Here is a 20,301-nt window from a genome sequence, read left to right as displayed (position 1 = left end):
GTCTGCTTAGGCGTTGCCGTCGAGGATCGAACGGATCAGCGCGAGGCGCTCCTCGATGGTGATGGCCGTGTCGTCCAGCGCGGCACGGATTCGGACCGTCTGACCGCCGAGGGCGTACTCAGCTGCCTGCTCCGCGGTCGGTGCCGGCGGGTGCAGGGGGAGCACCGGGAGGGTGCGCGGGTCGACGTCCGACCTATTGTTGGACGCGTACTCGAAGAAGTCACCCTTGCGAGGAACCCAGATGTCACCGTTCAGGATCTTCCGGACGTCGTAGCCGTGGTGGACGGTGCCGTCGATCCCGATGCTGTAGATCGCACCCTGGCTCCGTTCGCCAACCAGCGCCGTGCCCTTGAACCCCTTCTTGCCGTCAGCGGTCAGTGCCACTACGCCTCGGATCCAGCTGTCACGGCGATCGTTGTAGTGGAGAACGTCGCCGACGTTCATCGAGTCCCAGAACGACTTCGTCTCATCGGCACTGCGAGTGAACAGGCCAGCGAGGGCTTTCTCGCGGGCCACCTGGCCCTGAACGAACTCGATCGGGAACCGCTTCACCACACCGGCGTAGTCGGAGTAGAACTCCTCTCCTTCGACCTCGATGGTCTCGTCAGCACCGACGACGGTGACCATCCCAGACGGTTCGACGTCGGTCACCTTCCACAGGACGTTCTCGTCACCTTCGATGGAACGGAACTCGGTGCCTGCGGTGATCGTCGGCGCTGTGGTCGTCATGGTCTTCTCCTGAGGTAGATGTCTTCTTCTGCCACCAACATGTGCGGACGAACACAGAATCGACCCAAGAACGCCACCGGCTGTCCCTCGGATTCGGGCTGCCGGACGGGAACACCAACCCGGTACCGTGCATCGAAGGTGTGTACCGAACGGAGGGCCCGATGCCCCGCAAACTGATGGCTGCGGCCGCCGCGATGACGGTACTGCTCACCTTGACCGGATGCACCGGGCTGCTCGGCGGCCTCTACTCCGGCGGCAACACCGGACCGATCTCCGACACTGAACGCTCCGGCGACCCACTGAACTACGACGAGATCGACGGGGAGATCGAAAACGCGATCGACGTCGTCGACACATTCTGGTCGGACCACTTCTCCGACTTCTACGAAGGCGGAGACCCCTACACGCCACCGTCGGACTTCATCCCGTACATCGAATCGGACCTGCCCTCCTGCGGCGGCGAACAGCTGGAGCCCGGGAACGCCTTCTACTGCGTCCCCGACAACACGATCCTGTGGGACCAGGACCTGATGGACTACCTGTACACCGAAGGTGGCGACTCCGTCGTCTACCTGGTGATCGCCCATGAATGGGGCCACGCCATCCAAGAGCAGATCTCCTCAGAAGGGCTGTGGAACTCCGAAGAGCTCCAAGCTGACTGCTTCGCCGCCGCAGCGCTGTACGGCGCCGCCGACGACGGAACGTGGGCGTTCGAGACCGGAGACACAGCCGAAATCACCAACGCCCTCACGTTCCTCGCAGACGAAACCGAATGGACCGACAGCGACGACCACGGCGACCCGCTCGACCGGATCGACGCGTTCAACGACGGACGCACCCTGGGTGTCGAAGGGTGCTACCCGGTCGAGGAGTGACGGACGTTCAGTCGAGAACCCGCGAGCACCATTCCGTCTTCGGTCCGACGGGACCTGCGATCGTTGTCCGCTGATGTGTGTACGGCTCCAGCCCGTCCTCGCACGTTTCGGCGTCCCCGAGCTCCGATACGAGCTCACGGGTCGCCGCCGGGTCGCCGCAAGCGACGAACGGGTTCGCGTCCGCGACGTTCTCGTTGATGCAATCCCCGGCGGCAGGGGCAGCGTCGTCAGCCTTCGGGGTTCCTGAGGTGCAGCCAGCACCACACAGCACCGCCGTAGCCAACATCACCGCGAGCCCGTGTCTCCAGATTTCCTTCATCCTCCTTCGATGCCCCGCCAGCCCCGGATGTTCCGTTGCTGGTTGCGGGAACTTCCCGCCCGGGTGGAGCATCTGAACCACGCACCCGACGAAAGGGCAGATCATGACCTCCTGGGAAGACACAGACGGAGACGGCTTCGGCGACCTCGGCAAAGTCGACCTTGACGGCGACGGGCAGGTCGACGAGGTTCTCATCGACAGCGACCACGACCATGTTGTCGACCAGCTCGCCGTCGACACCAACAAGGACGGCAACGCCGACACTGTCTACTCAGACACCAACCGAGACGGGAACATCGATGCTGTCGGGATCGACACCAACCGGGACACCGTGGTGGACACGATCCTTCAGGACCGCGGCGACGGGCAGTTCGAAACGGTGATGGAGCCTGGCCCCACCGACCCCGCTGAAGCGATCATGAGTGCCACCGTTGTAGGGCCTGCCACGGACCCGCCGTTGCTGATGCAGCAGCTGGACAACCCCGATGTCCCCGCTGACGTGAAGGAAGCGATCAAGGAGCATTACGCTACCATCGACCGGATGAACGAGCAGTGGCTGCAGTGAGACCTGATCAGCGGTTCCGGTCGGCGACCATCGTGAACGACAACGAGATCGTCGCTGCGGCCCTCGCCAACGCCGGGTCACCGCCCGCACCGAACTGACGGGCGGCGCTCGCTTCCTCGGCGGCACGTCGGGCAATGTCAGCCTTCCCGGACCCTGTAGGCAAACCGACCCGTTCTGTGTCGGTGCCCGACCGAAGCAACCTGTCCGCCACGCTGAGGAGCTCATGGTCGTGGTGTCGGGACACCAGCGCCTCCCATGCCCGAACCTCCTCCAGTGGGTGAAGTGCAGGGGACAGTTTCGCGTCCGACAGCATCCGACGCAACGGCATCCTCTGTTTGTAATGATGCGCAGCACGTTCCAGTTGCTCCATCGCCTCCTTGGCTTTCAGTTGCGGATGCCGGCCGATGTATCGTCTGCGAATCAACGCACGGACGGCGTCGATCCCGGACCGGGACTGCATCCAATCGGTCAGGCCCGCGGTGCCGCCGGCAGCGGGGCCCCGGCCGTGACGGATGGTGTACTCCCCGACCATCCGCGCCAACCTCGGCACGTCCTCTCCAGAGACTCCCTGAGGGAGCTGACCGGTCCGCAGGTCGAGCTCCGACAGGCCCGCCAGCAAGTTCAGGGTGCGGGCGTCGGCTTCGCGCAGCTGCCCGATCACGGACGCTTCCGCCATCAGCCCAGCCACCGGGAGCACAGCGGACAGTTCAGAAGCGCGGTCCTTCTCGATCTCCGCCGCTCGCTCGCCTGCCCTGACGATCGGGTCGTACTCCTTGCCCCACGGGCCTTTCCCGTACCCGTCCGCGTGGGAAAGCACACCGATCGCCGACGCGGTTGAGCTGTCCCCGGCCACCCTCTGGAACTCCTTCAGGAACGCGACGTCATCTGCTTTCTGGTCGCCCCGGAACACGTAGATGATCGCGTCGGCCTGCCGGACCCCGGACGCGCCGAGCACATACTGCCGGGACGCCACCTCCAACTCTGCGGTGGTCGTCGACAGCCCGGGAGTGTCGATCAACGTGAACTCCCTCAGCAGGTCCGAGCTGAGAGTGACAACAGCATGGGAGATCTGATCGACCGGCACCGGCAGACGGTCCGGAAGCATCCGATTCACCAGGAGGACCGGCATGCGGTTCCCGCCAGCCAAGTGCAGCATGCAGCCTTCGTCGGCGCCGAACTTGTACTGGGTGACGACCTTCGTGCATTCCACGTCGGCGGTCGCGGCGATCTTCCGGCCGACAACCGCGTTGATCAGCGTCGACTTCCCCGCCTTCACATCCCCGACCACCGCCACCCGGAGCGGTTCCTTCAGCCTGGCGCGCGCATACGTGGTCGCCGGCAGCACTTCCGGGCCGCCGACCTGATCGAACCGGTCGCAGACTGCGAGGACGGCGCTGGTGAGGCTGGTCATGTGCGATTCCGTCACGGAGCCCCACTCAGGAGAGTCTGGATGTCGGCATTCGAGAGGAAATGCACCCGCCCGATTGCAGCGTTTTGATTGTCCAGCGTTCCTCCGCCCTCGACGTCGGTGAAGATGTCGGAGGAGAACTGAAGATCGTTGTATCCGATCACCTTGCCCAGACTGGTGTTGTCCCCTGCGTCGCTGTAGATCGCGATGTCCCAGATTGTCCCCACTGCCGTTCCCGTGTCATCGGCGAGAGGGGCGTCATCCACTGCGAGTGTGTCTGTGTCCTGACTGGTGTCCCCCCAGTAGGTTCGCCAGTAGACGGCAGACGGCTGGGAGAACCGGGCAATCGTGACGTACGTGTTGGGCAGATCGGTCCATGTGCATTGCATGGATTCTTCGGCATCTGTTGCGTCCGAGGGCTCGCAGTCAGGGTTGTCGTCCAGCGCGAAGGAAGCCTGAAGAGCTGCTGTTCCTTCCAGGGCTGGGCAGTCCGAAGCCGATGCAGCCTCAGATCCATCCCAGCACGGGACTGTAGCTGTTGTGCTGGGTTCGTCGGTGGGGTCGTCGGCGACGCAGTTCCCGCCGTCGCTTCGATGCTCCCCGGGCGGGCAGTCGGCCGGCGCTGTGGTGGGCTCCGAAGGTTGCTGACTCAAAGCCGCTGCCAACCCAATCCCGCCGAACAGCAGAACCGCTGCGGCCGCAACGCTGAGACCGACGATCAGACCGGTCTTGGACTTCTTCCGAGGGTCGGGCTCGAGGTCTGGAATCGGCTCGGGGTCTGGAATCGGCTCGGGGTCTGGAATCGGCTCGGGGTCCGGAGTCGGCTCAGGGTCTGGCGCCGGTTCCGGGTCCACCGGCACCGGAGCCGGCGTCACCGGCTCCGTCTCGACCGCCGGCCGCGGCACGTACAGTGCCCCTTCAGTCACCACCAGTTTCAGGTTGTCCCTGGTCTTCGGTTCCAGCCCGAGCGCCGCTTGCAGGCTGTCCCGAACCAACGGGGTGCGGGAGGATCCGCCGGTCAGGTAGATCCGGTCGACCTTTCCGCCGTTCGCGGCGATCAGCCCGGTGGTGATCCGCACCGCACGGTCGACCAACGGCTTGATGAGTGCTCGGTACTCGTCACCGGTGACCGTGACCACCCCGTCGAACCCTGGAGCGCGGACTGGCACCCGTGCGCTTTCGTTCGTGGACAGGCTCTCCTTCGCCCGTTTCACCTGATCCCGCAACGTCAACGCTTGCGCCAGGTTCTGAGGCTGGGACAGGACAACCCCCATGTCGACCCCGGCTTGTTCCGTTGCGGGTTGCAACACCCAGTTGTACAGCAGCTCGTCGAAGTCTTTCCCGCCGAGGTCTTCCGCGCCGTCGGAATCCAACGATTCGTAGCCGTCAGCAGTCCGTTCGATGATCGCGACATCCAACGTCCCGCCACCGAAGTCGAACACGGCGATCTTCTCCCCGACCGCCGGGTTCGACCCCTGAGTGGCGTAGTAGTACGCGGCCGCGATCGGTTCCTCCACCATCCGGATCGACGCTTCCGGGATTCCAGCTTCCGCACCGGCTGTTCGGAGGGCGTTGACCTGCTCATCACCCCATTCGGCAGGGTGGGTGAGGATCACCTCCGCCGGAGCCGTCCCCTCATTGGCGGCCTCGCCGAGATTCAGGACATGGCGGAGGACAGCGGCGACGACACTGGTGGTGGAGTACCCGATGGAGACCCGATCCTTCCCCAGGAACAGCTTCGGGTGCATCTCGTACCCGGTGGGGTACATCGTCATCTGGTTCGCCGCGGACTCACCGACGAACGTCTGATTGCTGGCTGAGTCGATGATCACCGATGACGGCATCGTCGCCCCGTCAGCTCCGAGCTGTAGCACTCGGTGCTGCGGATCACCTTCCCGGTAGTACGACGCGGATGTGTTCGTGGTGCCGAAATCGATCGACAACGTCCAAGGTGCTGAGCTCATCTTCTTCGTCTCTCCCTATCCAGCCATCCATACGGCGACATCCGCGACCCGGACCACCTGCGACCCGGACACATACCCGTCCCGGAGGACTGCAGCGATCGTCCGGTCCTGCGAATGGTCGGTCGCCTGGCGGCGTTCCACCGACCTGTGCCATGCGTCGTTGAAAGGGTCGCCGGCAGCGACCGCCATGCGGGCAACCCCGGACGGCGCCAACACCTGGCTGAGCTTCTCCTTCGCCGCTTCAGAGTCGGTCAGGTCACCCAGCTCGAGCAGCTCATTCACAGTGCTTTGGCTGAACCCGCCAGCAGCAGCCTGATTCGCCGCCGCCTGCCATGCGACGGCGTCAGCTCGGGCTTTCCCGGCAGCGGCCTCCGCATCCCTGGTTCGGCGCATCTGGATGAGGAACAGCACCAACAATGCGATGACTGACAGCAGCAGGATCCCGGTGACGACCCACGGAGCCCATGACAGGGCGCTTCCCCACAGGTCGAAACCGGAGGATCCTTTCGGGCAGTCGCTGACATGCACTGGTGTGCATACCGGTGGTTCACCGATCTTCTGAGGCTCGGTGCACGTCTCGCCCATGATGTGGGTGCAGTCGCGCGGGTCGTCGAGCAGCATCACGCACCCGACGCCCTCTTGGCGACGAGGCCCTTGGAGGCGGAGCCGATGGCGAACGCGACCGGCAGCAGGATCCAGCCGTGTCGGCTGATCTGCGAGACGATCTGGTCGCCGATGGACGGCTGCAGCTGGTCGATGCCGCGGTAGGCGGGCTGCTCGGACAGCTGACCGAGCAAGTCGTCGATGGGCACTGCCGGCGTGGTGACGTCAGCCACCGGGGCGGCCGGTCCAACAGCGAGGTCAGCGGCGGGGAGATCCGTGCCGGCAGCTTCCGCGGGGACGATCCCGTTCGCAGCCTGGAACTCATCCGCCGACTGGTCGCAGACCAGTTCCGCATACCCGGAGTCAGCCCATGCGTCCTCGAAGTCGGCGAGGGTGATCTCCAGGTTGGCGCCGTTGTCGCGGTCCGGGTCATTCAGGGTGACGATGCCGCGGTCGAAGTCGATCCCGGTGACCAGTACTGCATGGTCGGTCGCGGAGGTGGTGTCCCCGTCGACGTCCTGCCCGACAGACTCAGAGGAGTCGACCATCACCATCACGCCGGTGCCTGAATCGATCTCAGCCTGCAGGTTGCCGAAGTACTGGTCCAGGCTGAGGCCGGAGGATTCGAGTGTGTTGACGGTGGCGGGGATCCCCGCCTGCTGCAGCAGCGACTGAGCATCCCACGGGTCGAGTCCTGGAATGCCTGTCGTCCCGATCTGCGACCACATGTTCTGCTCCGTCGCCATCTGCACGAACGCTTCCTCGTTGATGCTCTGCCCGGAGTACAGGTCGAAGATCTGAGCGATCGACGTCGGCACGCACGAGTTCTGGTACGACTGGTGGAACCACACGGCTGCCCAGTCATCCGGGTCGCCGGTCAGGTTGCCGTCGTCATCCCAGACCGGCTCGGGGACGGTCTCGTCGCCGTCGGTGTAGTCAGGAGGGAACGTCTGCGCGTCCGACTCGCCTTCTGCTGGTGGTGCGTTGAGCGCCGCCCACAGGTCCGGCCACATCAGCTGCATCTGCTCCGAGGACAGGTTCATGTCGCCCTCGGAGTAGCCGTCATCGGTCAGGTCTGAGGTGATCCAGTACTGGTCGCCGACCTTGTAGATACCGAGGTCGGTGAGGCCGTCTCCGTTGGTGTCGATCGCGAACCCGTCGACGATGCCGTCGGAGTTTGAGTCGATCTGCTGGAACGCTTCCGCCGAGTTGAGGGTGCCCTCCACCTCGTAAGTGCCAGGCTCGAACCCGGGCTGCCCGGTCGGGAACGGATTCTGCTCACCCGTGTCGCCGGTTTCGCCGGCAGGTTCGAGCCCTCCGATCTCCGCGAACTCGTCCGGGATGTCGGGGGCGGCCACGTGGTCGTTGATGTCTGACATGATCGTTTCGCCTTTCGTGCGGTTGATCCTTAGACGCGGCCCGGCGTCGTCAAGTTCCCGCGAAGCCGTCGATACTCCTTGCCGGCCTTCACGTTCAGCTCCTCGAACGTCTTCTTCGCGGCCTTGTAGTCGGAGAGTCGCCGCGCGCGATCCATTGCAGATTCCGACTTCGCTCTCTCTGCTTCCCGGATCTTCATGTCCAGGTCCTCCTCGGCATCCCGGACAGCATCCTCGAATGCCTCGGCAACGTCGGCGCTGAAGAAGGAAGAGCACTGCTGAAGAGCGTCGGCGAGCTCCTGCTGCAGCACCCGCGTGTGGTCGGTGATCCGCTGCTGCAGCTCACGGGAGTTGCGGATCCTGGCGGTCAGCATGAACCCTCCGAGGACGCCGACGGCGATGATCGGGGCGGCGAACCCGCCGACCAACGGGCCGAGCAGCATCCCGGGGCGGGCGAGCATCATCGCCATCGTCACCCCGGACGCCATGACTCCGACCTTCCCACCGGACTCGAACGTCGCCCGCAGGTTCGGCTTCTCCACTGCGTCGAAGGTGATGTCACCGACCAGAGAGTCAGGGACGGGGAGGCCCGCTGACGTGAACAACCGTTTCACGATCGCTGCAGCCTGCGCCTCCATCACCTTCGCCACGGTCTGCTCGATCTCCACCACTGCGGCCGCCATGTCTCGTTGCAGCATCTGCGCTTTCGTCTTCGACTGGCCAGAGAGGGACTTCACGTTGGTGTGCCACTGCTCCTCGAACTCTGCGAGAAGCCGGCGCTGCTGGTTCAGGATCTCCGTCCGGAGTTCGTTCATGCCTCGGCTCAGCCGGTACCGCCAGTTCCGCATGTCCTTGCGGATTTTCGCCAGATCAGCTTTCCGTTGCTCCCACAGCTCCTTCGTGCGGTCCGGCTCTGCGAGCAGCAGAAGTTGCTCGTCGAGGTTGGTGACCGCTGTGATGAGGACGTCACGGAGCTGCGCGAGCGCGTTGATGTCCGGGATCCGGTTCGCTTGTGACAACGGTCTCGCCAACGCATCCACCAGGTCGTCGATCCGGCTGAGCTCACGCCACCGATCCCGGTCGGCGTCTTCAGTCAACGCGTTCTCAGCCCAGAGAGCCGACACCCCCACCAGGTCAGCCGGGGGGAACTTCGTCTCCTTCAGGACAGCGGCGTCTTCCTCCAGGATCACCTTCCAGTTGTGCTTCAGGTCGATCTTGTTCACCGCGACGATGATCGTGCCGGAGAACTGAGCGGCCAGCCGCAGGAACGACAGGGTGCTACGAGTGAGGCGGCCCTCAGCTTCCGCGACGATCAGCAGGACTCCGGCTCGTTCCGCAGCCGCCAACGCCCGCCGGGCATGGTCCTCGGACAGGCCGCCGGCGCCGGGAGTGTCGATGATCGTCACACCGGGCAGTTCCGGCGACTCATGGCCGATATCGACACCGGTCAACGGGTCAGCCGCGGGGGAGTTCGTGAACGTCCCATCCGCTGTCACCCAGTCGTTGAAGTGGTCCCGGCCGATCACCCGGTACTCGCCGTCCAAGTTCAACCGGATCGTCCCTGCTGGCAGCGCTTCCGTGGGAGGTGTGAACCTGAGAGTCACCGCTGTCGTCACTTTGTCGCCGACCGGCGCGAACTCCGGCTCACCGATCAACGCGTTCACGATCGACGACTTACCGGCGGACAGCTCACCGACAACAACGATCGTCGCCGGCGTCTCCAACAGCTGGGTGCGTCTCCACCGGATGTCAGCCACCTTCGGGCCGTACCCGTGCGACGTCAATGACTTCTCCGCTTCCGTGAGCAGGTGCGTGGTCGCAGTCACTGCAGCGCCACGGGCAGGTGGCCGGATGGTCCCGGTGGGTGTCGAGTCAGTCATCATCGAAACCGTTCTGGTCGCTGTGTTCACTGGGGTCGTCGACGTCGACTTGGAAGATCTCCACGCCGCCGGGTTCGTCAGGGCTGTCGTAGTCAGTGTCGTCGTCTGTGAATGGGTCTCCTGCGTCGAGACCCCAGTTGGCCGCGTCCTCGCCGTCCTCAGCGACTGCGGCACCCTCCAGCCCGAAAGCTACATCCAGAGCCGATTCCCACACCGCGTCCGGCATGTGCGGTGGCGCCCCGAGGATGAATGCCTCGGGGCCGTCGTCGTCTTCATCTGCCACCGTGTTCCCCCATCGCTCTTCCCCCGCTGGCCTGTGCTGCGCTAAGGTTTGCCCTGAATCCGGCCCGAACGGTTCGATGCTCCACAGCTGCCCGAAGCGAGGAGTGCCTTCGATGATCGATGATGCATCCGAAGCGCCTTTGATCGATCGGGCGCGCGACGGTGATGCCCGTGCGTTCGACGAGCTGCTCAGACCTCACCGGGACAAGCTGTGGGGCATCTGCGTCCGGGTCACCAGGAACCATGCCGACGCGGAGGACGCAGTCCAGGATGCGATGGTCGCCATCTGGAAGGGTCTGCCGAGGTTCCGAGGCGAGGCAGCGTTCTCCACGTGGACGTATCGGATCGCAGCGAACGCCGCTCTCGGCGTGGTGCGTCGACGTCGTGAAGTCCCCGTAGCGGAGATCTTCGACATCGAGCCCGACCCGGGATTCGAGGACGGTGTCGCGATGCACGATGAGATCCAAGCGGCGTTGCGGACCGTCCCGGAGGACTTCCGGGTGGCGTTGGTTCTCCGGGAGTACGGCAGCCTCACCTATGAGGAGATCGCCGAGCATCAGGGCATCCCGGTGCAGACGGTGAAGTCGCGCCTGAACCGGGCGCGGGCGGCGGTGCGTGCCGCCCTCGCTGTCACCTGATCGGCCTGATGCCGGGTTGAACTCTCCCATGCAGGCTCTGATGCGTCAGGGTTCGGGAATGTTCCCGCCGGCGTTCAGATGACCGCTACGGCAGCCGCGGCGGCTCCCGCCACGAACAATGCCAGGGACACCGCGACTGAGGTGAGCCATTCGAGCTGCTGGCGGCGCCCGCGCTTCATCAACTGGGTCAGATCGACTGCACCCACCTCGAGGAGTACAGGGTGTAGGCGGGAGTCCGGCGCAAGCATCGCGTGCTCGATCAGCGACCGGCGGTGCCGCACCGCCCTTGAGAGGCTTCGCTGGCTCAGATAGGCGAATAGAACCCCGACCGCTGCAACGAACAGGCCGGTGGCCCACAGCCCGACAGCCCATGCCGCCGATGAAGGGGAGATCTGCAGTGATGAGTCTTTCGAGCTGGTCGCGCCTAGGAGCGTGAGGAACGCGACAGCACCGCCACCGTTCAGGATGAACAAGGGCGACAGCAGTGCATGTTCGAAAGCGGAAGTGGCCCGGTTCAGTTCGAGCTCGTGGGCTCGTTGCCCTTGGTAGACGGCCAGCTCGGCGGGGTCGGCACCGCGGTTGGGCGTTTTCCACATCGGTGGCCCGTCCTACTCCGCCTTGAAAGCTTCCAGATCGGCGACGCTCATCCGCCGGGCTTCGTCGAGGCTTGTGGCCGCTTCCGCTGCGGTGAAGCATTGGTGCGTCTCTACGAACGCAGTTCGGTTCGCTTCAAGAACATCGCCGCCGTCGTTCTGCACCCGGTCTCGGATGGATTGGAATTGCCGTTCTTGGGCGGTGACGATGACGGGGGTTCGGCTGTCGGGGCGGTATCGGAACACCATCATCGGTGGGATGGGTTCTCCGCGGAGGGCGCGTTGGACGATTTGGTCGACGGCGTCTCCTGTGCGGAGCTCTTCGGAGACGAGCATGGCGGCGAGGGCGACCATCCCGTTGCGTTTGACGGCGGTTTCAGTGTTGAACTGGGCGACAGCGTCGTACAGGTCCGGCACTAGTGCGTACGCCCCGGGGTCTTCCACCCGCTTCGCTCGTCTCCATTTGCTCAGCGTGGAACCGTCGATCGGGTTGAAGTAGACAGTGAACAGGACGGCGTCATCCTCGTTCAGGTTCGTTTCTTCAACGGGTGGTTCTTCGGTCGCGGTCATCGGTCAACACCTCCGGGGGCCGGTCTTGACCTGATCGTACCGGCGCGGGGTGGTTTGAAACCGAACTGTCGGTGAGAGTATTCGAATCATGGTCGTGAATGAGGAGGGCCGGCAGGTGAAACTTGCCGAGATTCTGTCGGTGACGGCTCAGTCTGTGGCTCATTCGACCAGGAACGTCCCTAGCCCACCTGATTCGTACATACTTCTGGGTGAGCTGTCCGCCGCGCAGCATTCCATCGCTCAGGTTTTGGCGCAGTTGGCTGACTGGCATCACACTCTCGCTGCTCGCGGTGTGACGACCGGTGAGGATCGGGTTCCGGGGACGGACACCCCTGCTGACATGGCCGCGTGGCAGGCGTTGGGCTTGGCGGCACGGGACGCCCGGAACGCGGCTGCTGCGATCGACCAGGCTCATGTCGCGAACGGTGCGATCAGGTTCAGCTGACGACGAAGGCGGCGGGCCGTAGCCCAGCCGCCTTGTCGATGCTGCTTGCGTTACCAGACGATGCCGGCTCCGAAGAGGATCGCGACGCCAGCGAAGAACGACAGGATGATCGCGATGATCGACGGGACGAGCCCCTTGCCGTTCAGCTTGCGGGACTTGACGATGCCGGCGATGCCGAACGCGGTGGCGAGGAGGTTCGGGATCCCGCCGAGGACCAGGCCGATGAACAGGGGGATCGGGGTGAGGATGAACCCGACGATTCCGAGGATGAGGGCGGCGGTTGCGAATCCGTTGCGGGCGGGGACGTACTGCTGCTGGTAGGCGGGCTGCTGGTAGGCGGTGTTGGTCATGGCGACCCTTTCGAGGTGGAGTGTGATCCGCTGGCGCAGGTGTGACGTCGACGGCTTGAGCACACTATTGACGCCTGCCGACATCGTCGTTCAGCGACATGCCACCTCAACTGGGGAAGCGGGAGTCTTCTGGGGCTGCGCCGGCGGCGCGGGCGGCGATGAGGGCGTTCAGTTCTGGGTTCTCGGACCGGTTTGCGGCGTGGCCGAATCTCAGGCCGGGGAGAGTGGAGCTGGGCTGCTGGCCGGGTTCTCTGTATCGGAGTCGGATGGCGTCTGCGGTGGCCCCGAGGAGGACGACCCGGTCGAGGTAGCCGTCGACGTTGAGGGTTTCACGTTCAGGGATCCGGACCGCCCAAAGGGACACGGTGGCAGGCTGAGGTCCGCACATGTCCTGGAATGCTGCAGCTGCGGCGTCGCCGGTGACGAAGGAGGCGTAGGTGAGTCCGCTGTCTGGGTCGTCCGGGTCGCAGAGCACCACGTATCTGACTTCGTCCATGCCGCCCCGTCCCTCGATGGGGAGTTTAGGGGCTGGGTGCGACTGGCTCCCCGAACTGTCATGCGGCTGTAACCGGAGGGTCTATATTCTGAGGGTGCCTCATTTATCTGAGGCGAACTCCGGCCGACGCAGCAGACCCGAACTGCCGCGTCGGCCGGCACCATGTCCAGCCCGAAGGCTTGGAGTTACTGTACCCCCATATGGGGGACATTTCGAGGATCGCGCCGACAAGCCCAACACCGGAAGTCATAAAATGGCCGGCGCTGATTCTGACTTGCAGCCGCATGCGGATACGAAGGACCAGACCCGTGCCCCGCTCTGGGACAAGACGGGTGTCGGACCTCACCGATAGCGTTCAGCGACCCTACTCCTCAACGTCAGGACGCACCTCGATGAGCACACCCTCCGGCTGGTACCCAGACCCGAGCTCACCCCCGACCGGAGCGCCGCAGCTCCGCTGGTGGGATGGCGCCTGGACGGAACACACCCGCCCGGCAGAGATGGCGCCGCCCGTCGCCGCAGCGCCCGTCATCCCCGAACCCGTGTACGCAGCGCCGGCGCCGGTAGCGCCGACGTACGCCGCTCCGACCGCACCCGCCCAGCCGGCACCGGCCTACGTCCACACCTACGAAGACGGCCCGGCCCTCGTCCCGCCGGCACCTCAGGCACCGACCCTGCAGCCGCCAGCGGCCGGGCTCCCGACAACACCGCCGCCGATGCCGCCAGTCGCCCCACCGGCAGCACCGTCAGCTCCGCTCACCGGCAGCAACTACAACTTCTACAACGAAGGCAAGGACGCCGCCCACGGGAAGAACACCTTCGCCAACAACGCGCTGCTCCTCCCGATCCTCGGCGTGGTCATGATCATCGCCTCCAACTTCCTCGCCCCCATCCTCAGCACCATCGGGGTGCTCGCCACCATCGCCGGGTTCGTGTTCGCGATCCTCGGCATCCGCCGCGCCAACCGCACCGGCCGCGGCAAAGGCAAAGCGATCACCGGGCTGATCATCGCCCCGCTGATCCTCATCGTCGGACTCGGCGTCGTCCTCACCCAAGCCATCGTCAGCAACCCCGAGTTCCAGGAAGGATTCAGCGCCGGCATGAACGCGGACCTCGTGGAACAGATCGAGGGGAACATCAAGACCGACATGACTGCCCAGTTCGTCGCCCAGGGGATCGCAGCCATGCCGACCGCCGTTGACTGCCCCGCCGACACCGGTCTCGCCTCCGGAACAGAACTGGTGTGCACCGCCACATTCGACGACGCCACCACCCAACCGGTCAACGTCACCATCACCGACGACAAGGCCGGGTTCACCTGGGAACTTCAAGCCCAGTAGCCCTTCACCTCCGGGCCCTGTTCCTGTACCGTGCTGCCCACGGGAAGAACACAACAACCCGCGACCGCCGGCCAGTTCCCCCAACTTCTCGCCGGCGGTCGTGCGTTTAACCACGTGGGTGGGCTGTGGACGTGAAGATCTCCAGGAACCACGACAGGAACTGGCAGGCGACCCTGAAGGACGGAGACGTCGAGGTGGAAACCATCGCCCTGCCGACCGGAGAGTACGGAGCCAAGGCTGCCATCAAATGGCTGTCAGACCATCTCCGCCGAAAAGGTTTCCGCGTCTCCGATTTCGACCCAGCTGGACGCAGACTCGCCGACGACATCTGGTCGGCCGAGGCGTCACCTGCTCGCTGAGGCTGCCGCCGTCCCGCCAGGCGCATTACGACCGCGGGGCGGCGGCCCCGTCAGGTTCCGGCTAGGCGGACCAGGAGGACTGGCCGCCGGAGCCGACCGACGGGCTGGCGCATCGGCCGTCAACAGAACCGACCCACGTCGCGCCGATCCCGCCGAGGTCAACGGATGCAGTGACCTGTGGTCGCTTCGCTGAAACCCGCCACGTGTCCGTGTGCCACATCATCGACTGACCCGGCGCCAAGGTGATCTTCGAATCCCATGAGGACCACATCGGGCTGAGGCCGCCGTGCACGGGACCGGAAGCTGAAACGTTCACGGTCGGCTTGTTGGATGACCGGAACGTGACCGTGCTGCTGGTGTTGTTCGTCAGCGAACCGGACAGACCGAACATGTAGTTCGCGCCCAGCGCCCAGGCGAACGACTTGTTGACCGACCCGGTGAGAGAACCGGTGGGGCAGACCGGAGCCGGGGGAGGGGTCGGAGCTGCCGGCGCCGCTGCAGTGACAGGCGGCCTTGCCGACACCGGAGTCTGAGCGGTCGGTGCCGGGCTGGCCGAACCGGAGGGCTCGGCGCTGTCGTGGCTGGTGCCGCCGTCCGACGTGGAGCCGGTAGCCGATCCTCCGCTGGAGGAACCTGACCCGGACTTTGTGGAGTCGGTCGCCTTAGAAGAGGAGCTCGAGCTGGAGCCGGACTTCGTGCCGCCGGGTTTCGTTGCTCCCGACTTCGTCTTCGACTTCGAATCTGAACCCGACTTGCCGTCCGAGTCGGTGCTCTGTTCCTCAGAGCCGCTGGAGCCTGAAGCCGACCCTGACTCGGTGTCTTCGCTGGAGCTGGACTCGTCATCGGCCAGTTCTTCAACCCCGCCCGAAGCTGGTGAGTCATCACCGGCGGAAGCGTTGACGGCGACACCGTCTCGCTGCACAGCCCAGTCGTTCGCCACATCGGCAACCTGGTTGATGATGCCGTTCTCGGTGGAGGCGTTCACTGCGGTCACGCCGCCGCCGACGAACACCAACAGGATCCCCAAGGTGGCTGCCATCGACCGTGACGTCATCGTGTACGGGTCTCGCTTGGCTGCGTGTCGGCCCTTCTCGCGAGGCTCGGTCCGGTACTGCAGGTACTTCTCTGAAACCTGGTACTCGTCCTTCAGGATGCGGTTGATCCCGGTGTCGGAAAGCTCGACGCCTGACGGGTCGGTGAGGTCGATTCCGTGACGTTTACGAGAGTTCGGGTCCGTCAGGATGCGGCGGTACTCATCGAACGTGAGTTCGTCGTCATACGGGTTCATGGCGTAGGAGATTCTAAGCTGAGTCAACCTGTGAAACAGCCCAGTCCGGGGGCCACACGGGGCGGTGCTGTCATCGGAGCCCCTCACAAGGATGCCACCCGGACGCGGACTGATGGTGCACGGGTGCTGCGCAATACTGTGGCCGGATGCCGAAACCCGCCGGATGGTACAGACCGCACCCCGACGTAGACGCAGTGTGGTGGTGGTCCGGGTCGAAATGGCTGCACGACGCCGACTACAAGGCACTTTCCGGCGCCCAGGCAACTTCGCCGGCACCGGCTGGCGGGCACATCAACCTCACCGGACCGATCCAACGAATCCAGCCTGCTGAACCCCGGGCCTGAATGTCGGTAGGTGCCTGCAGAATCAGGCGCATGGGCGGACCTATGGCATACATCGAAGGAAAGGACGTGCGCGTCGACGACGTCCTCTGCAACGCGACCGGAGCGAAGTACACCGTCACGAAGGTGCAGGCGATCGGCGGCGCCCGGAAGGTGTTCTACCACCACCCGGCGAAGAAGAACGCGTCGTTCCTGATCCCGAACGAAGCTCGCACCCGTGTCGCGGTGCCGCGGCCCGACGTGGTGCAGCCGGTATAGGAGCTTCCGCACAAACCTTCCGTCGTCCGCGCATGGAGGTGGTGACAGAAGGAAGGCACCCCCGCCATGGACATGAAGAAGCTCCGCTTTGACCTCGAGCAGCTCATCGGCAAGAACATCTGGCTGAGCATCACCACCCGAAAGTTCACCGATGAGGATGTAACCGAGGCCCGGTACGCCGGTCAGCTCGCCGGGTACGCACCTGGCGTCGGCGACAGCATCCTCATCGTGTTCATCGGCGGATTCTCCGCAACCGTGAACCCCACAGATGTGTCCGCCAAGGTCGACACCCTCCGTTAGTAACGCGTCCAGCGATCAATCCCCGAAGAGCGCAATCGCGCTAGTAGCCCCACCACCGACCCGATCGACTCCCTCCCCGTCGACTCCTCCACGACCCTGAAAGCGAGCACGCCCCATGATCCGCACAGCCGCCATCACCCTGAGCACAGCACCCGGCCTCGTCGAAGCTGAGCTCGAAGCGATCGCCCAGCGCATCCAGCGAGCCTTCGCCGGATGGCACGGCATCGACGGGTTCGCCAACCCGAACGCCAAGCTGGACCGGTGGAGCATGCAGATCGACGTGGCCTTCGACCTCGACGTCCGACCAGGCCACGAGACCGGCACCGCCCTTGAAGCTCTCCGCACCGCCGCCCGCACCGCCGGCATCGACGTCGACGGCGACCCTCAGATCTTCGACGCCCGCTACCGCGTCCAGACCGAAACCATCATCGTACGGCCCACGCGAGCCGACACCACCGTCGCCTACGAGGCGCTGCAGGGCGAGCAGGTCATCACCTTGACCAACGACGCCGGCCACATCCTTCGCGGACCGGTCGAGAAGCAGGGGATCTCCGACAGGTTCGAGCTGTTCGGCCGCGACGTCCGCATCCTCGTCGAGTTCGACGGGTGGTACTTCGTCGACGCAGGCACCAAGGTGGTCGTGTGAAGGTCCATCACTCCATCCGGTTGTGGATCCGGTCCCCGTACTCGACAGACAAGCTCGCGTCTCTGATGAACCGCCGGTTCTTTGAGGAGCAGACATCATGGATCGATGTGGAGGCCACGGCGGACCCGACCCCGAACGAGATCACCGTCGTCGCCACCGTCGACGACCTCGAGCCTGCCCAAGCCGCCCGGTTCGCCAGAGAGCACATCAGCCACGTCCTCCAGCCGATGCGCATGGTGATCACCGTCCACGACTGGGTCCTCGACGAGCACCGCGGACTGATCCTGGAGGAGAAGACCTGGGCCGAAGCCCCAGCCCACGCCGAGGTCCTCGAAGCCCTGCTCGACGGTGACGTGATCACTGTGTACGGCGCCGGCCAGGCCATCACCGGCCCCATCGTCATCCACCCGGACGGAGCCAGAACCCTCGGCACCCGGAACCTCACCGACCTCATCAACTCCGGATGGCGCATCGAACTCGCAGGCTCGGACGAGCAGCACGGCTGAAACACTGATCGCCTAGAATCTCCCCGACTCACACTCAGCCAGGGGGACAGGTGCACATTCACAGCCAGGAGTTGCTCGACATCGCAGTCGAAGACGGGTACCTCATTCCCGCGAGAGGTGACGAAGCCCACCTCGACGCCCGCTACGTCCTCGACTTCGCCGATCAGCACGTCACCTCGGCCGGGGAACTTCTCGACACCGACCCGGCCAGTGCTGCCATCCTCGCCGCATCCGCCCTGTCAAAGGCGTTGCAGGCCCTGGCTCTCGCCCACGGATACGAAGCGGCCGAAGGCCTGGACTGGAAGGCGTGGCTCCGCTTCGCCGAAGCGGCGTTCACTTTCGACCAGACGGACGAAGCCCTCATACCGACGATCCGGCACTACCTGGACGACCGCGACAACAACGAGCTCCAAGGTCTTGGATGCGATCTGGCACAAGCTGAGCCCGCGGTCGAGTTCGCCGAGAAGTTCGTCGAAGCGACCCGAAAAGCGGTCGAACAGGAGTCGTCGGCAGCCGTCAGCTAGCGCTTCCCGCCCAGTGGTTTTCTCCTCATGCCGCACATGTTTGTGGAGAAGGAAAGAACCTACTGAGGAGACGAAGCGATGACTGTTATTGCCCTGCCGACTGGCGCCGGCGTCCGAGTGAAGAAGACGACCGTCACGATCGCGTACCTGAACGATGGTGCCGCGGAGAAGCGGACAATGCCCGGCTACGTCTCCCTCGACGGCCGGTGGTCGATCCACCGGAAGACCCGCGGCGGCGAGCCCACGAAGAAGGGGTGGGTCGTCACCCACGCCCCCAGCGGACGCGCAATGCCTCTGGAGCCGTCATCCTTCGACGCCGCGAAAGCGTTCCTCGGAACGCTGGAACAGGTGCCCACCCCGCGCCTGGACCGCGCCATCTTCGGCGCCATCAAGGACGACGATCAGGTGAAGGAAGAGATCGCGGCGCTGCGTGTAGCGGCCGAATCCAGCCTCGCCGCGCAGCGCGCCTGACGGTTCAGCGACGCCCGTCTGAGCTGATTGGAGTCGCTCGCGAGCATGGGTTCCTGACGTTCGGATGGGCTCGAAATCGTCCCATCACCCCCAGTCAGGGCACATGCCTGCCTCGTGCGGCCGGGCGGCGCCTGCTGCACCGTGAGCACCACTTACCGATTCTGGTAGGTCCACTCGCTCCCGAAACGGGCGTTTCGGGCCGATCTGGGTGATTTGTAACCCAGATCACCAGCCGGTACCAGGCCTGGGTGCGTCGAGAAACCACATCTGACCAGGGCAAAAGCATGCCTTCATGCAGGTGTGACCGTGTTACCCGAAACACTGCATGCATATAGAGAGGGATTAATGCTTTCTTCCCTATGGATGGATGGGAAAGATATAGCCCTTCCCCTCTACTACTTACTTAACTTAAAGGTAATTGGTAATTCTTAGTAGTTAGTAGTAGTAGAGCCCTACTGAATACTGGGCTCTCGCCGTTACCCAGAAATTACCCAGCCGGTAATCCGGGTACCAGAGCTCGCCGTCGCTCGGTGGCTCCGTGGCCGGTGAAAATCTCCAACTCCGCACATGTCGGAGGTGAACAAGGAGACCTCCCATGGCAGCTTTCAGCAGCAGCAAGCACGACATCGTCAACGCCGACCCGTACCCGTTGGTCGACGGCGACGGACACCGCCACTCACGGCCGGACGGCGGCACCGCTGTCCCCGAGTCAGGACCGAACGCCGGCCACTGGGTCGAGATCGGCGGCCCGTCCATGAAGGTCTCCCCGCGGCCAGAGTTCTTCCGCCCGCTCACGAACCCCGCCAACCCGATCCTCGAAGCGTTCCGCGGCAACGTCGCCAACCCGCACCCGGAAGACACCGTCAACGGGACGTTCGAGGAGATCGTCGACCTCTGGGTGTTCTACATCGCCGAGGGGAACCAGGAAGTCAGCCTGGACCCGGACCACATCGACCACGCCCGACGAGTCATCCACCGGCTCGCTCGCGCCTTCCCCGTCGACCCGAGTCTGTGACCTCCGGCAGCAACCCGATCCTCGCCGCCTTCCGACGCCGCGAGGACGCACGGAACATCTTCGCCATCCGGCAATGGCTCCGGTCCTCACCTCCGGGTGGGACGGCAGCATCTGCCAAGCCACACCCGCCCAGATCATCCACGCCCGCCGCGTCCTCACC

At 64.6% G+C, this 20,301-nt stretch carries 26 protein-coding genes; 13 read left to right on the top strand and 13 right to left on the bottom strand.

Annotated features, from left to right (window positions below):
• Positions 1–6: 6 nt before the first annotated feature.
• Positions 7–729 carry a hypothetical protein gene (locus ASF30_RS10855; RefSeq protein WP_055906014.1) on the bottom strand — a complete coding sequence of 241 codons (723 nt, stop codon included), beginning with the start codon at positions 727–729 and terminating at the stop codon, positions 7–9.
• A gap of 161 nt (positions 730–890) precedes the next feature.
• On the opposite strand from ASF30_RS10855, the gene ASF30_RS10850 reads away from it, so the two are divergent.
• Complete coding sequence (locus tag ASF30_RS10850) at positions 891–1,604, top strand: neutral zinc metallopeptidase (protein ID WP_055906011.1); 714 nt, start codon at positions 891–893, stop codon at positions 1,602–1,604.
• A 7-nt stretch (positions 1,605–1,611) separates the two neighbouring features.
• Here ASF30_RS10850 and ASF30_RS10845 read toward each other — a convergent pair whose 3' ends face one another.
• On the bottom strand, positions 1,612–1,923 hold the full coding sequence (locus tag ASF30_RS10845) for a hypothetical protein (protein ID WP_055906008.1): 312 nt from the start codon (positions 1,921–1,923) through the stop codon (positions 1,612–1,614).
• Between the two features lie 103 nt (positions 1,924–2,026).
• On the opposite strand from ASF30_RS10845, the gene ASF30_RS10840 reads away from it, so the two are divergent.
• Positions 2,027–2,488, top strand: a complete 462-nt coding sequence (locus ASF30_RS10840; RefSeq protein ID WP_055906005.1) for a hypothetical protein — start codon at positions 2,027–2,029, stop codon at positions 2,486–2,488.
• A 7-nt stretch (positions 2,489–2,495) separates the two neighbouring features.
• On the opposite strand, the gene ASF30_RS10835 is transcribed toward ASF30_RS10840, so the two are convergent.
• The 6 genes from ASF30_RS10835 to ASF30_RS10810 all read right to left on the bottom strand — a co-directional run bounded on the left by ASF30_RS10835 (position 2,496) and on the right by ASF30_RS10810 (position 10,002).
• A complete protein-coding gene (locus tag ASF30_RS10835) occupies positions 2,496–3,899 on the bottom strand; it encodes a dynamin family protein (protein WP_055906002.1) in 1,404 nt (467 codons plus the stop codon).
• A gap of 11 nt (positions 3,900–3,910) precedes the next feature.
• Positions 3,911–5,644, bottom strand: coding sequence for an Hsp70 family protein (locus tag ASF30_RS10830; protein ID WP_162240752.1), 1,734 nt, complete (start codon positions 5,642–5,644; stop codon positions 3,911–3,913).
• Between the two features lie 231 nt (positions 5,645–5,875).
• Entirely contained in the window at positions 5,876–6,481 is a 606-nt protein-coding gene (grpE, locus tag ASF30_RS10825) for a nucleotide exchange factor GrpE (protein ID WP_055905995.1), read from the bottom strand.
• On the bottom strand, positions 6,481–7,842 hold the full coding sequence (locus ASF30_RS10820; protein WP_055905992.1) for a C39 family peptidase: 1,362 nt from the start codon (positions 7,840–7,842) through the stop codon (positions 6,481–6,483). Before ASF30_RS10820 ends, grpE begins: the two co-directional genes overlap by 1 nt.
• A gap of 29 nt (positions 7,843–7,871) precedes the next feature.
• Positions 7,872–9,719, bottom strand: coding sequence for a dynamin family protein (locus tag ASF30_RS10815; RefSeq protein WP_055905989.1), 1,848 nt, complete (start codon positions 9,717–9,719; stop codon positions 7,872–7,874).
• Positions 9,712–10,002: a hypothetical protein gene (locus ASF30_RS10810; RefSeq protein ID WP_055905986.1), complete on the bottom strand. Its 291-nt coding sequence runs from the start codon at positions 10,000–10,002 to the stop codon at positions 9,712–9,714. Before ASF30_RS10810 ends, ASF30_RS10815 begins: the two co-directional genes overlap by 8 nt.
• A gap of 112 nt (positions 10,003–10,114) precedes the next feature.
• Here ASF30_RS10810 and ASF30_RS10805 point away from each other — a divergent pair, with 112 nt between their 5' ends.
• Entirely contained in the window at positions 10,115–10,639 is a 525-nt protein-coding gene (locus tag ASF30_RS10805; protein ID WP_055905983.1) for an RNA polymerase sigma factor, read from the top strand.
• Positions 10,640–10,713: 74 nt separating this feature from the next.
• Here ASF30_RS10805 and ASF30_RS10800 read toward each other — a convergent pair whose 3' ends face one another.
• Together ASF30_RS10800 and ASF30_RS10795 are read right to left on the bottom strand one after the other, a co-directional pair.
• The gene (locus ASF30_RS10800) at positions 10,714–11,235 is read right to left on the bottom strand and encodes a hypothetical protein (RefSeq protein WP_055905979.1); all 522 of its coding nucleotides are present in this window, start codon (positions 11,233–11,235) and stop codon (positions 10,714–10,716) included.
• A gap of 12 nt (positions 11,236–11,247) precedes the next feature.
• The gene (locus ASF30_RS10795) at positions 11,248–11,802 is read right to left on the bottom strand and encodes a hypothetical protein (RefSeq protein WP_055905976.1); all 555 of its coding nucleotides are present in this window, start codon (positions 11,800–11,802) and stop codon (positions 11,248–11,250) included.
• Positions 11,803–11,890: 88 nt separating this feature from the next.
• On the opposite strand from ASF30_RS10795, the gene ASF30_RS10790 reads away from it, so the two are divergent.
• A complete protein-coding gene (locus ASF30_RS10790) occupies positions 11,891–12,247 on the top strand; it encodes a hypothetical protein (protein WP_055905974.1) in 357 nt (118 codons plus the stop codon).
• 50 nt (positions 12,248–12,297) lie between these two features.
• On the opposite strand, the gene ASF30_RS10785 is transcribed toward ASF30_RS10790, so the two are convergent.
• Both ASF30_RS10785 and ASF30_RS10780 read right to left on the bottom strand, forming a co-directional pair.
• Positions 12,298–12,597, bottom strand: a complete 300-nt coding sequence (locus tag ASF30_RS10785) for a hypothetical protein (RefSeq protein WP_157497223.1) — start codon at positions 12,595–12,597, stop codon at positions 12,298–12,300.
• A 106-nt stretch (positions 12,598–12,703) separates the two neighbouring features.
• Entirely contained in the window at positions 12,704–13,093 is a 390-nt protein-coding gene (locus ASF30_RS10780) for a hypothetical protein (RefSeq protein ID WP_055905968.1), read from the bottom strand.
• A 392-nt stretch (positions 13,094–13,485) separates the two neighbouring features.
• On the opposite strand from ASF30_RS10780, the gene ASF30_RS10775 reads away from it, so the two are divergent.
• Both ASF30_RS10775 and ASF30_RS10770 read left to right on the top strand, forming a co-directional pair.
• A complete protein-coding gene (locus tag ASF30_RS10775) occupies positions 13,486–14,433 on the top strand; it encodes a DUF2510 domain-containing protein (protein ID WP_082467708.1) in 948 nt (315 codons plus the stop codon).
• A gap of 131 nt (positions 14,434–14,564) precedes the next feature.
• Positions 14,565–14,792 (top strand): hypothetical protein, encoded by a 228-nt coding sequence (locus tag ASF30_RS10770; protein WP_157497221.1) that lies wholly within the window; start codon positions 14,565–14,567, stop codon positions 14,790–14,792.
• 61 nt (positions 14,793–14,853) lie between these two features.
• Here the strand turns inward: ASF30_RS10770 and ASF30_RS10765 are convergent, their stop codons facing one another.
• Entirely contained in the window at positions 14,854–16,080 is a 1,227-nt protein-coding gene (locus ASF30_RS10765) for a hypothetical protein (RefSeq protein WP_055905959.1), read from the bottom strand.
• Between the two features lie 386 nt (positions 16,081–16,466).
• On the opposite strand from ASF30_RS10765, the gene ASF30_RS10760 reads away from it, so the two are divergent.
• The 7 genes from ASF30_RS10760 to ASF30_RS10730 all read left to right on the top strand — a co-directional run bounded on the left by ASF30_RS10760 (position 16,467) and on the right by ASF30_RS10730 (position 20,141).
• Entirely contained in the window at positions 16,467–16,679 is a 213-nt protein-coding gene (locus tag ASF30_RS10760) for a hypothetical protein (RefSeq protein ID WP_055905957.1), read from the top strand.
• A gap of 66 nt (positions 16,680–16,745) precedes the next feature.
• Positions 16,746–16,979 (top strand): hypothetical protein, encoded by a 234-nt coding sequence (locus ASF30_RS10755; RefSeq protein WP_055905954.1) that lies wholly within the window; start codon positions 16,746–16,748, stop codon positions 16,977–16,979.
• A gap of 115 nt (positions 16,980–17,094) precedes the next feature.
• A complete protein-coding gene (locus tag ASF30_RS10750) occupies positions 17,095–17,625 on the top strand; it encodes a hypothetical protein (protein ID WP_055905951.1) in 531 nt (176 codons plus the stop codon).
• 65 nt (positions 17,626–17,690) lie between these two features.
• Positions 17,691–18,131, top strand: coding sequence for a hypothetical protein (locus tag ASF30_RS10745; protein ID WP_157497219.1), 441 nt, complete (start codon positions 17,691–17,693; stop codon positions 18,129–18,131).
• 50 nt (positions 18,132–18,181) lie between these two features.
• Positions 18,182–18,655 carry a hypothetical protein gene (locus ASF30_RS10740; RefSeq protein ID WP_157497217.1) on the top strand — a complete coding sequence of 158 codons (474 nt, stop codon included), beginning with the start codon at positions 18,182–18,184 and terminating at the stop codon, positions 18,653–18,655.
• 78 nt (positions 18,656–18,733) lie between these two features.
• Complete coding sequence (locus ASF30_RS10735; RefSeq protein ID WP_055905942.1) at positions 18,734–19,126, top strand: hypothetical protein; 393 nt, start codon at positions 18,734–18,736, stop codon at positions 19,124–19,126.
• Positions 19,127–19,721: 595 nt separating this feature from the next.
• A complete protein-coding gene (locus tag ASF30_RS10730) occupies positions 19,722–20,141 on the top strand; it encodes a hypothetical protein (protein ID WP_055905939.1) in 420 nt (139 codons plus the stop codon).
• The last annotated feature ends 160 nt before the right edge of the window (positions 20,142–20,301 follow it).

Source organism: Leifsonia sp. Leaf264 (genome assembly GCF_001422325.1).
GTDB lineage: Bacteria > Actinomycetota > Actinomycetes > Actinomycetales > Microbacteriaceae > Orlajensenia.
This window is presented reverse-complemented; position numbering and strand designations above follow the sequence as displayed.

Excerpts from the sequence above, each read along its gene's own strand:
- ASF30_RS10855 (WP_055906014.1), bottom strand. The coding sequence starts at position 729 with ATGACGACCACAGCGCCGACGATCACCGCAGGCACCGAGTTCCGTTCC.
- ASF30_RS10850 (WP_055906011.1), top strand. The coding sequence starts at position 891 with ATGCCCCGCAAACTGATGGCTGCGGCCGCCGCGATGACGGTACTGCTC.
- ASF30_RS10845 (WP_055906008.1), bottom strand. The coding sequence starts at position 1,923 with ATGAAGGAAATCTGGAGACACGGGCTCGCGGTGATGTTGGCTACGGCG.
- ASF30_RS10840 (WP_055906005.1), top strand. The coding sequence starts at position 2,027 with ATGACCTCCTGGGAAGACACAGACGGAGACGGCTTCGGCGACCTCGGC.
- ASF30_RS10835 (WP_055906002.1), bottom strand. The coding sequence starts at position 3,899 with ATGACCAGCCTCACCAGCGCCGTCCTCGCAGTCTGCGACCGGTTCGAT.
- ASF30_RS10830 (WP_162240752.1), bottom strand. The coding sequence starts at position 5,644 with ATGCACCCGAAGCTGTTCCTGGGGAAGGATCGGGTCTCCATCGGGTAC.
- grpE (WP_055905995.1), bottom strand. The coding sequence starts at position 6,481 with ATGCTGCTCGACGACCCGCGCGACTGCACCCACATCATGGGCGAGACG.
- ASF30_RS10820 (WP_055905992.1), bottom strand. The coding sequence starts at position 7,842 with ATGTCAGACATCAACGACCACGTGGCCGCCCCCGACATCCCGGACGAG.
- ASF30_RS10815 (WP_055905989.1), bottom strand. The coding sequence starts at position 9,719 with ATGACTGACTCGACACCCACCGGGACCATCCGGCCACCTGCCCGTGGC.
- ASF30_RS10805 (WP_055905983.1), top strand. The coding sequence starts at position 10,115 with ATGATCGATGATGCATCCGAAGCGCCTTTGATCGATCGGGCGCGCGAC.
- ASF30_RS10800 (WP_055905979.1), bottom strand. The coding sequence starts at position 11,235 with ATGTGGAAAACGCCCAACCGCGGTGCCGACCCCGCCGAGCTGGCCGTC.
- ASF30_RS10795 (WP_055905976.1), bottom strand. The coding sequence starts at position 11,802 with ATGACCGCGACCGAAGAACCACCCGTTGAAGAAACGAACCTGAACGAG.
- ASF30_RS10790 (WP_055905974.1), top strand. The coding sequence starts at position 11,891 with ATGGTCGTGAATGAGGAGGGCCGGCAGGTGAAACTTGCCGAGATTCTG.
- ASF30_RS10785 (WP_157497223.1), bottom strand. The coding sequence starts at position 12,597 with ATGACCAACACCGCCTACCAGCAGCCCGCCTACCAGCAGCAGTACGTC.
- ASF30_RS10780 (WP_055905968.1), bottom strand. The coding sequence starts at position 13,093 with ATGGACGAAGTCAGATACGTGGTGCTCTGCGACCCGGACGACCCAGAC.
- ASF30_RS10775 (WP_082467708.1), top strand. The coding sequence starts at position 13,486 with ATGAGCACACCCTCCGGCTGGTACCCAGACCCGAGCTCACCCCCGACC.
- ASF30_RS10765 (WP_055905959.1), bottom strand. The coding sequence starts at position 16,080 with ATGAACCCGTATGACGACGAACTCACGTTCGATGAGTACCGCCGCATC.
- ASF30_RS10760 (WP_055905957.1), top strand. The coding sequence starts at position 16,467 with ATGGCATACATCGAAGGAAAGGACGTGCGCGTCGACGACGTCCTCTGC.
- ASF30_RS10755 (WP_055905954.1), top strand. The coding sequence starts at position 16,746 with ATGGACATGAAGAAGCTCCGCTTTGACCTCGAGCAGCTCATCGGCAAG.
- ASF30_RS10750 (WP_055905951.1), top strand. The coding sequence starts at position 17,095 with ATGATCCGCACAGCCGCCATCACCCTGAGCACAGCACCCGGCCTCGTC.
- ASF30_RS10745 (WP_157497219.1), top strand. The coding sequence starts at position 17,691 with ATGAACCGCCGGTTCTTTGAGGAGCAGACATCATGGATCGATGTGGAG.
- ASF30_RS10735 (WP_055905942.1), top strand. The coding sequence starts at position 18,734 with ATGACTGTTATTGCCCTGCCGACTGGCGCCGGCGTCCGAGTGAAGAAG.
- ASF30_RS10730 (WP_055905939.1), top strand. The coding sequence starts at position 19,722 with ATGGCAGCTTTCAGCAGCAGCAAGCACGACATCGTCAACGCCGACCCG.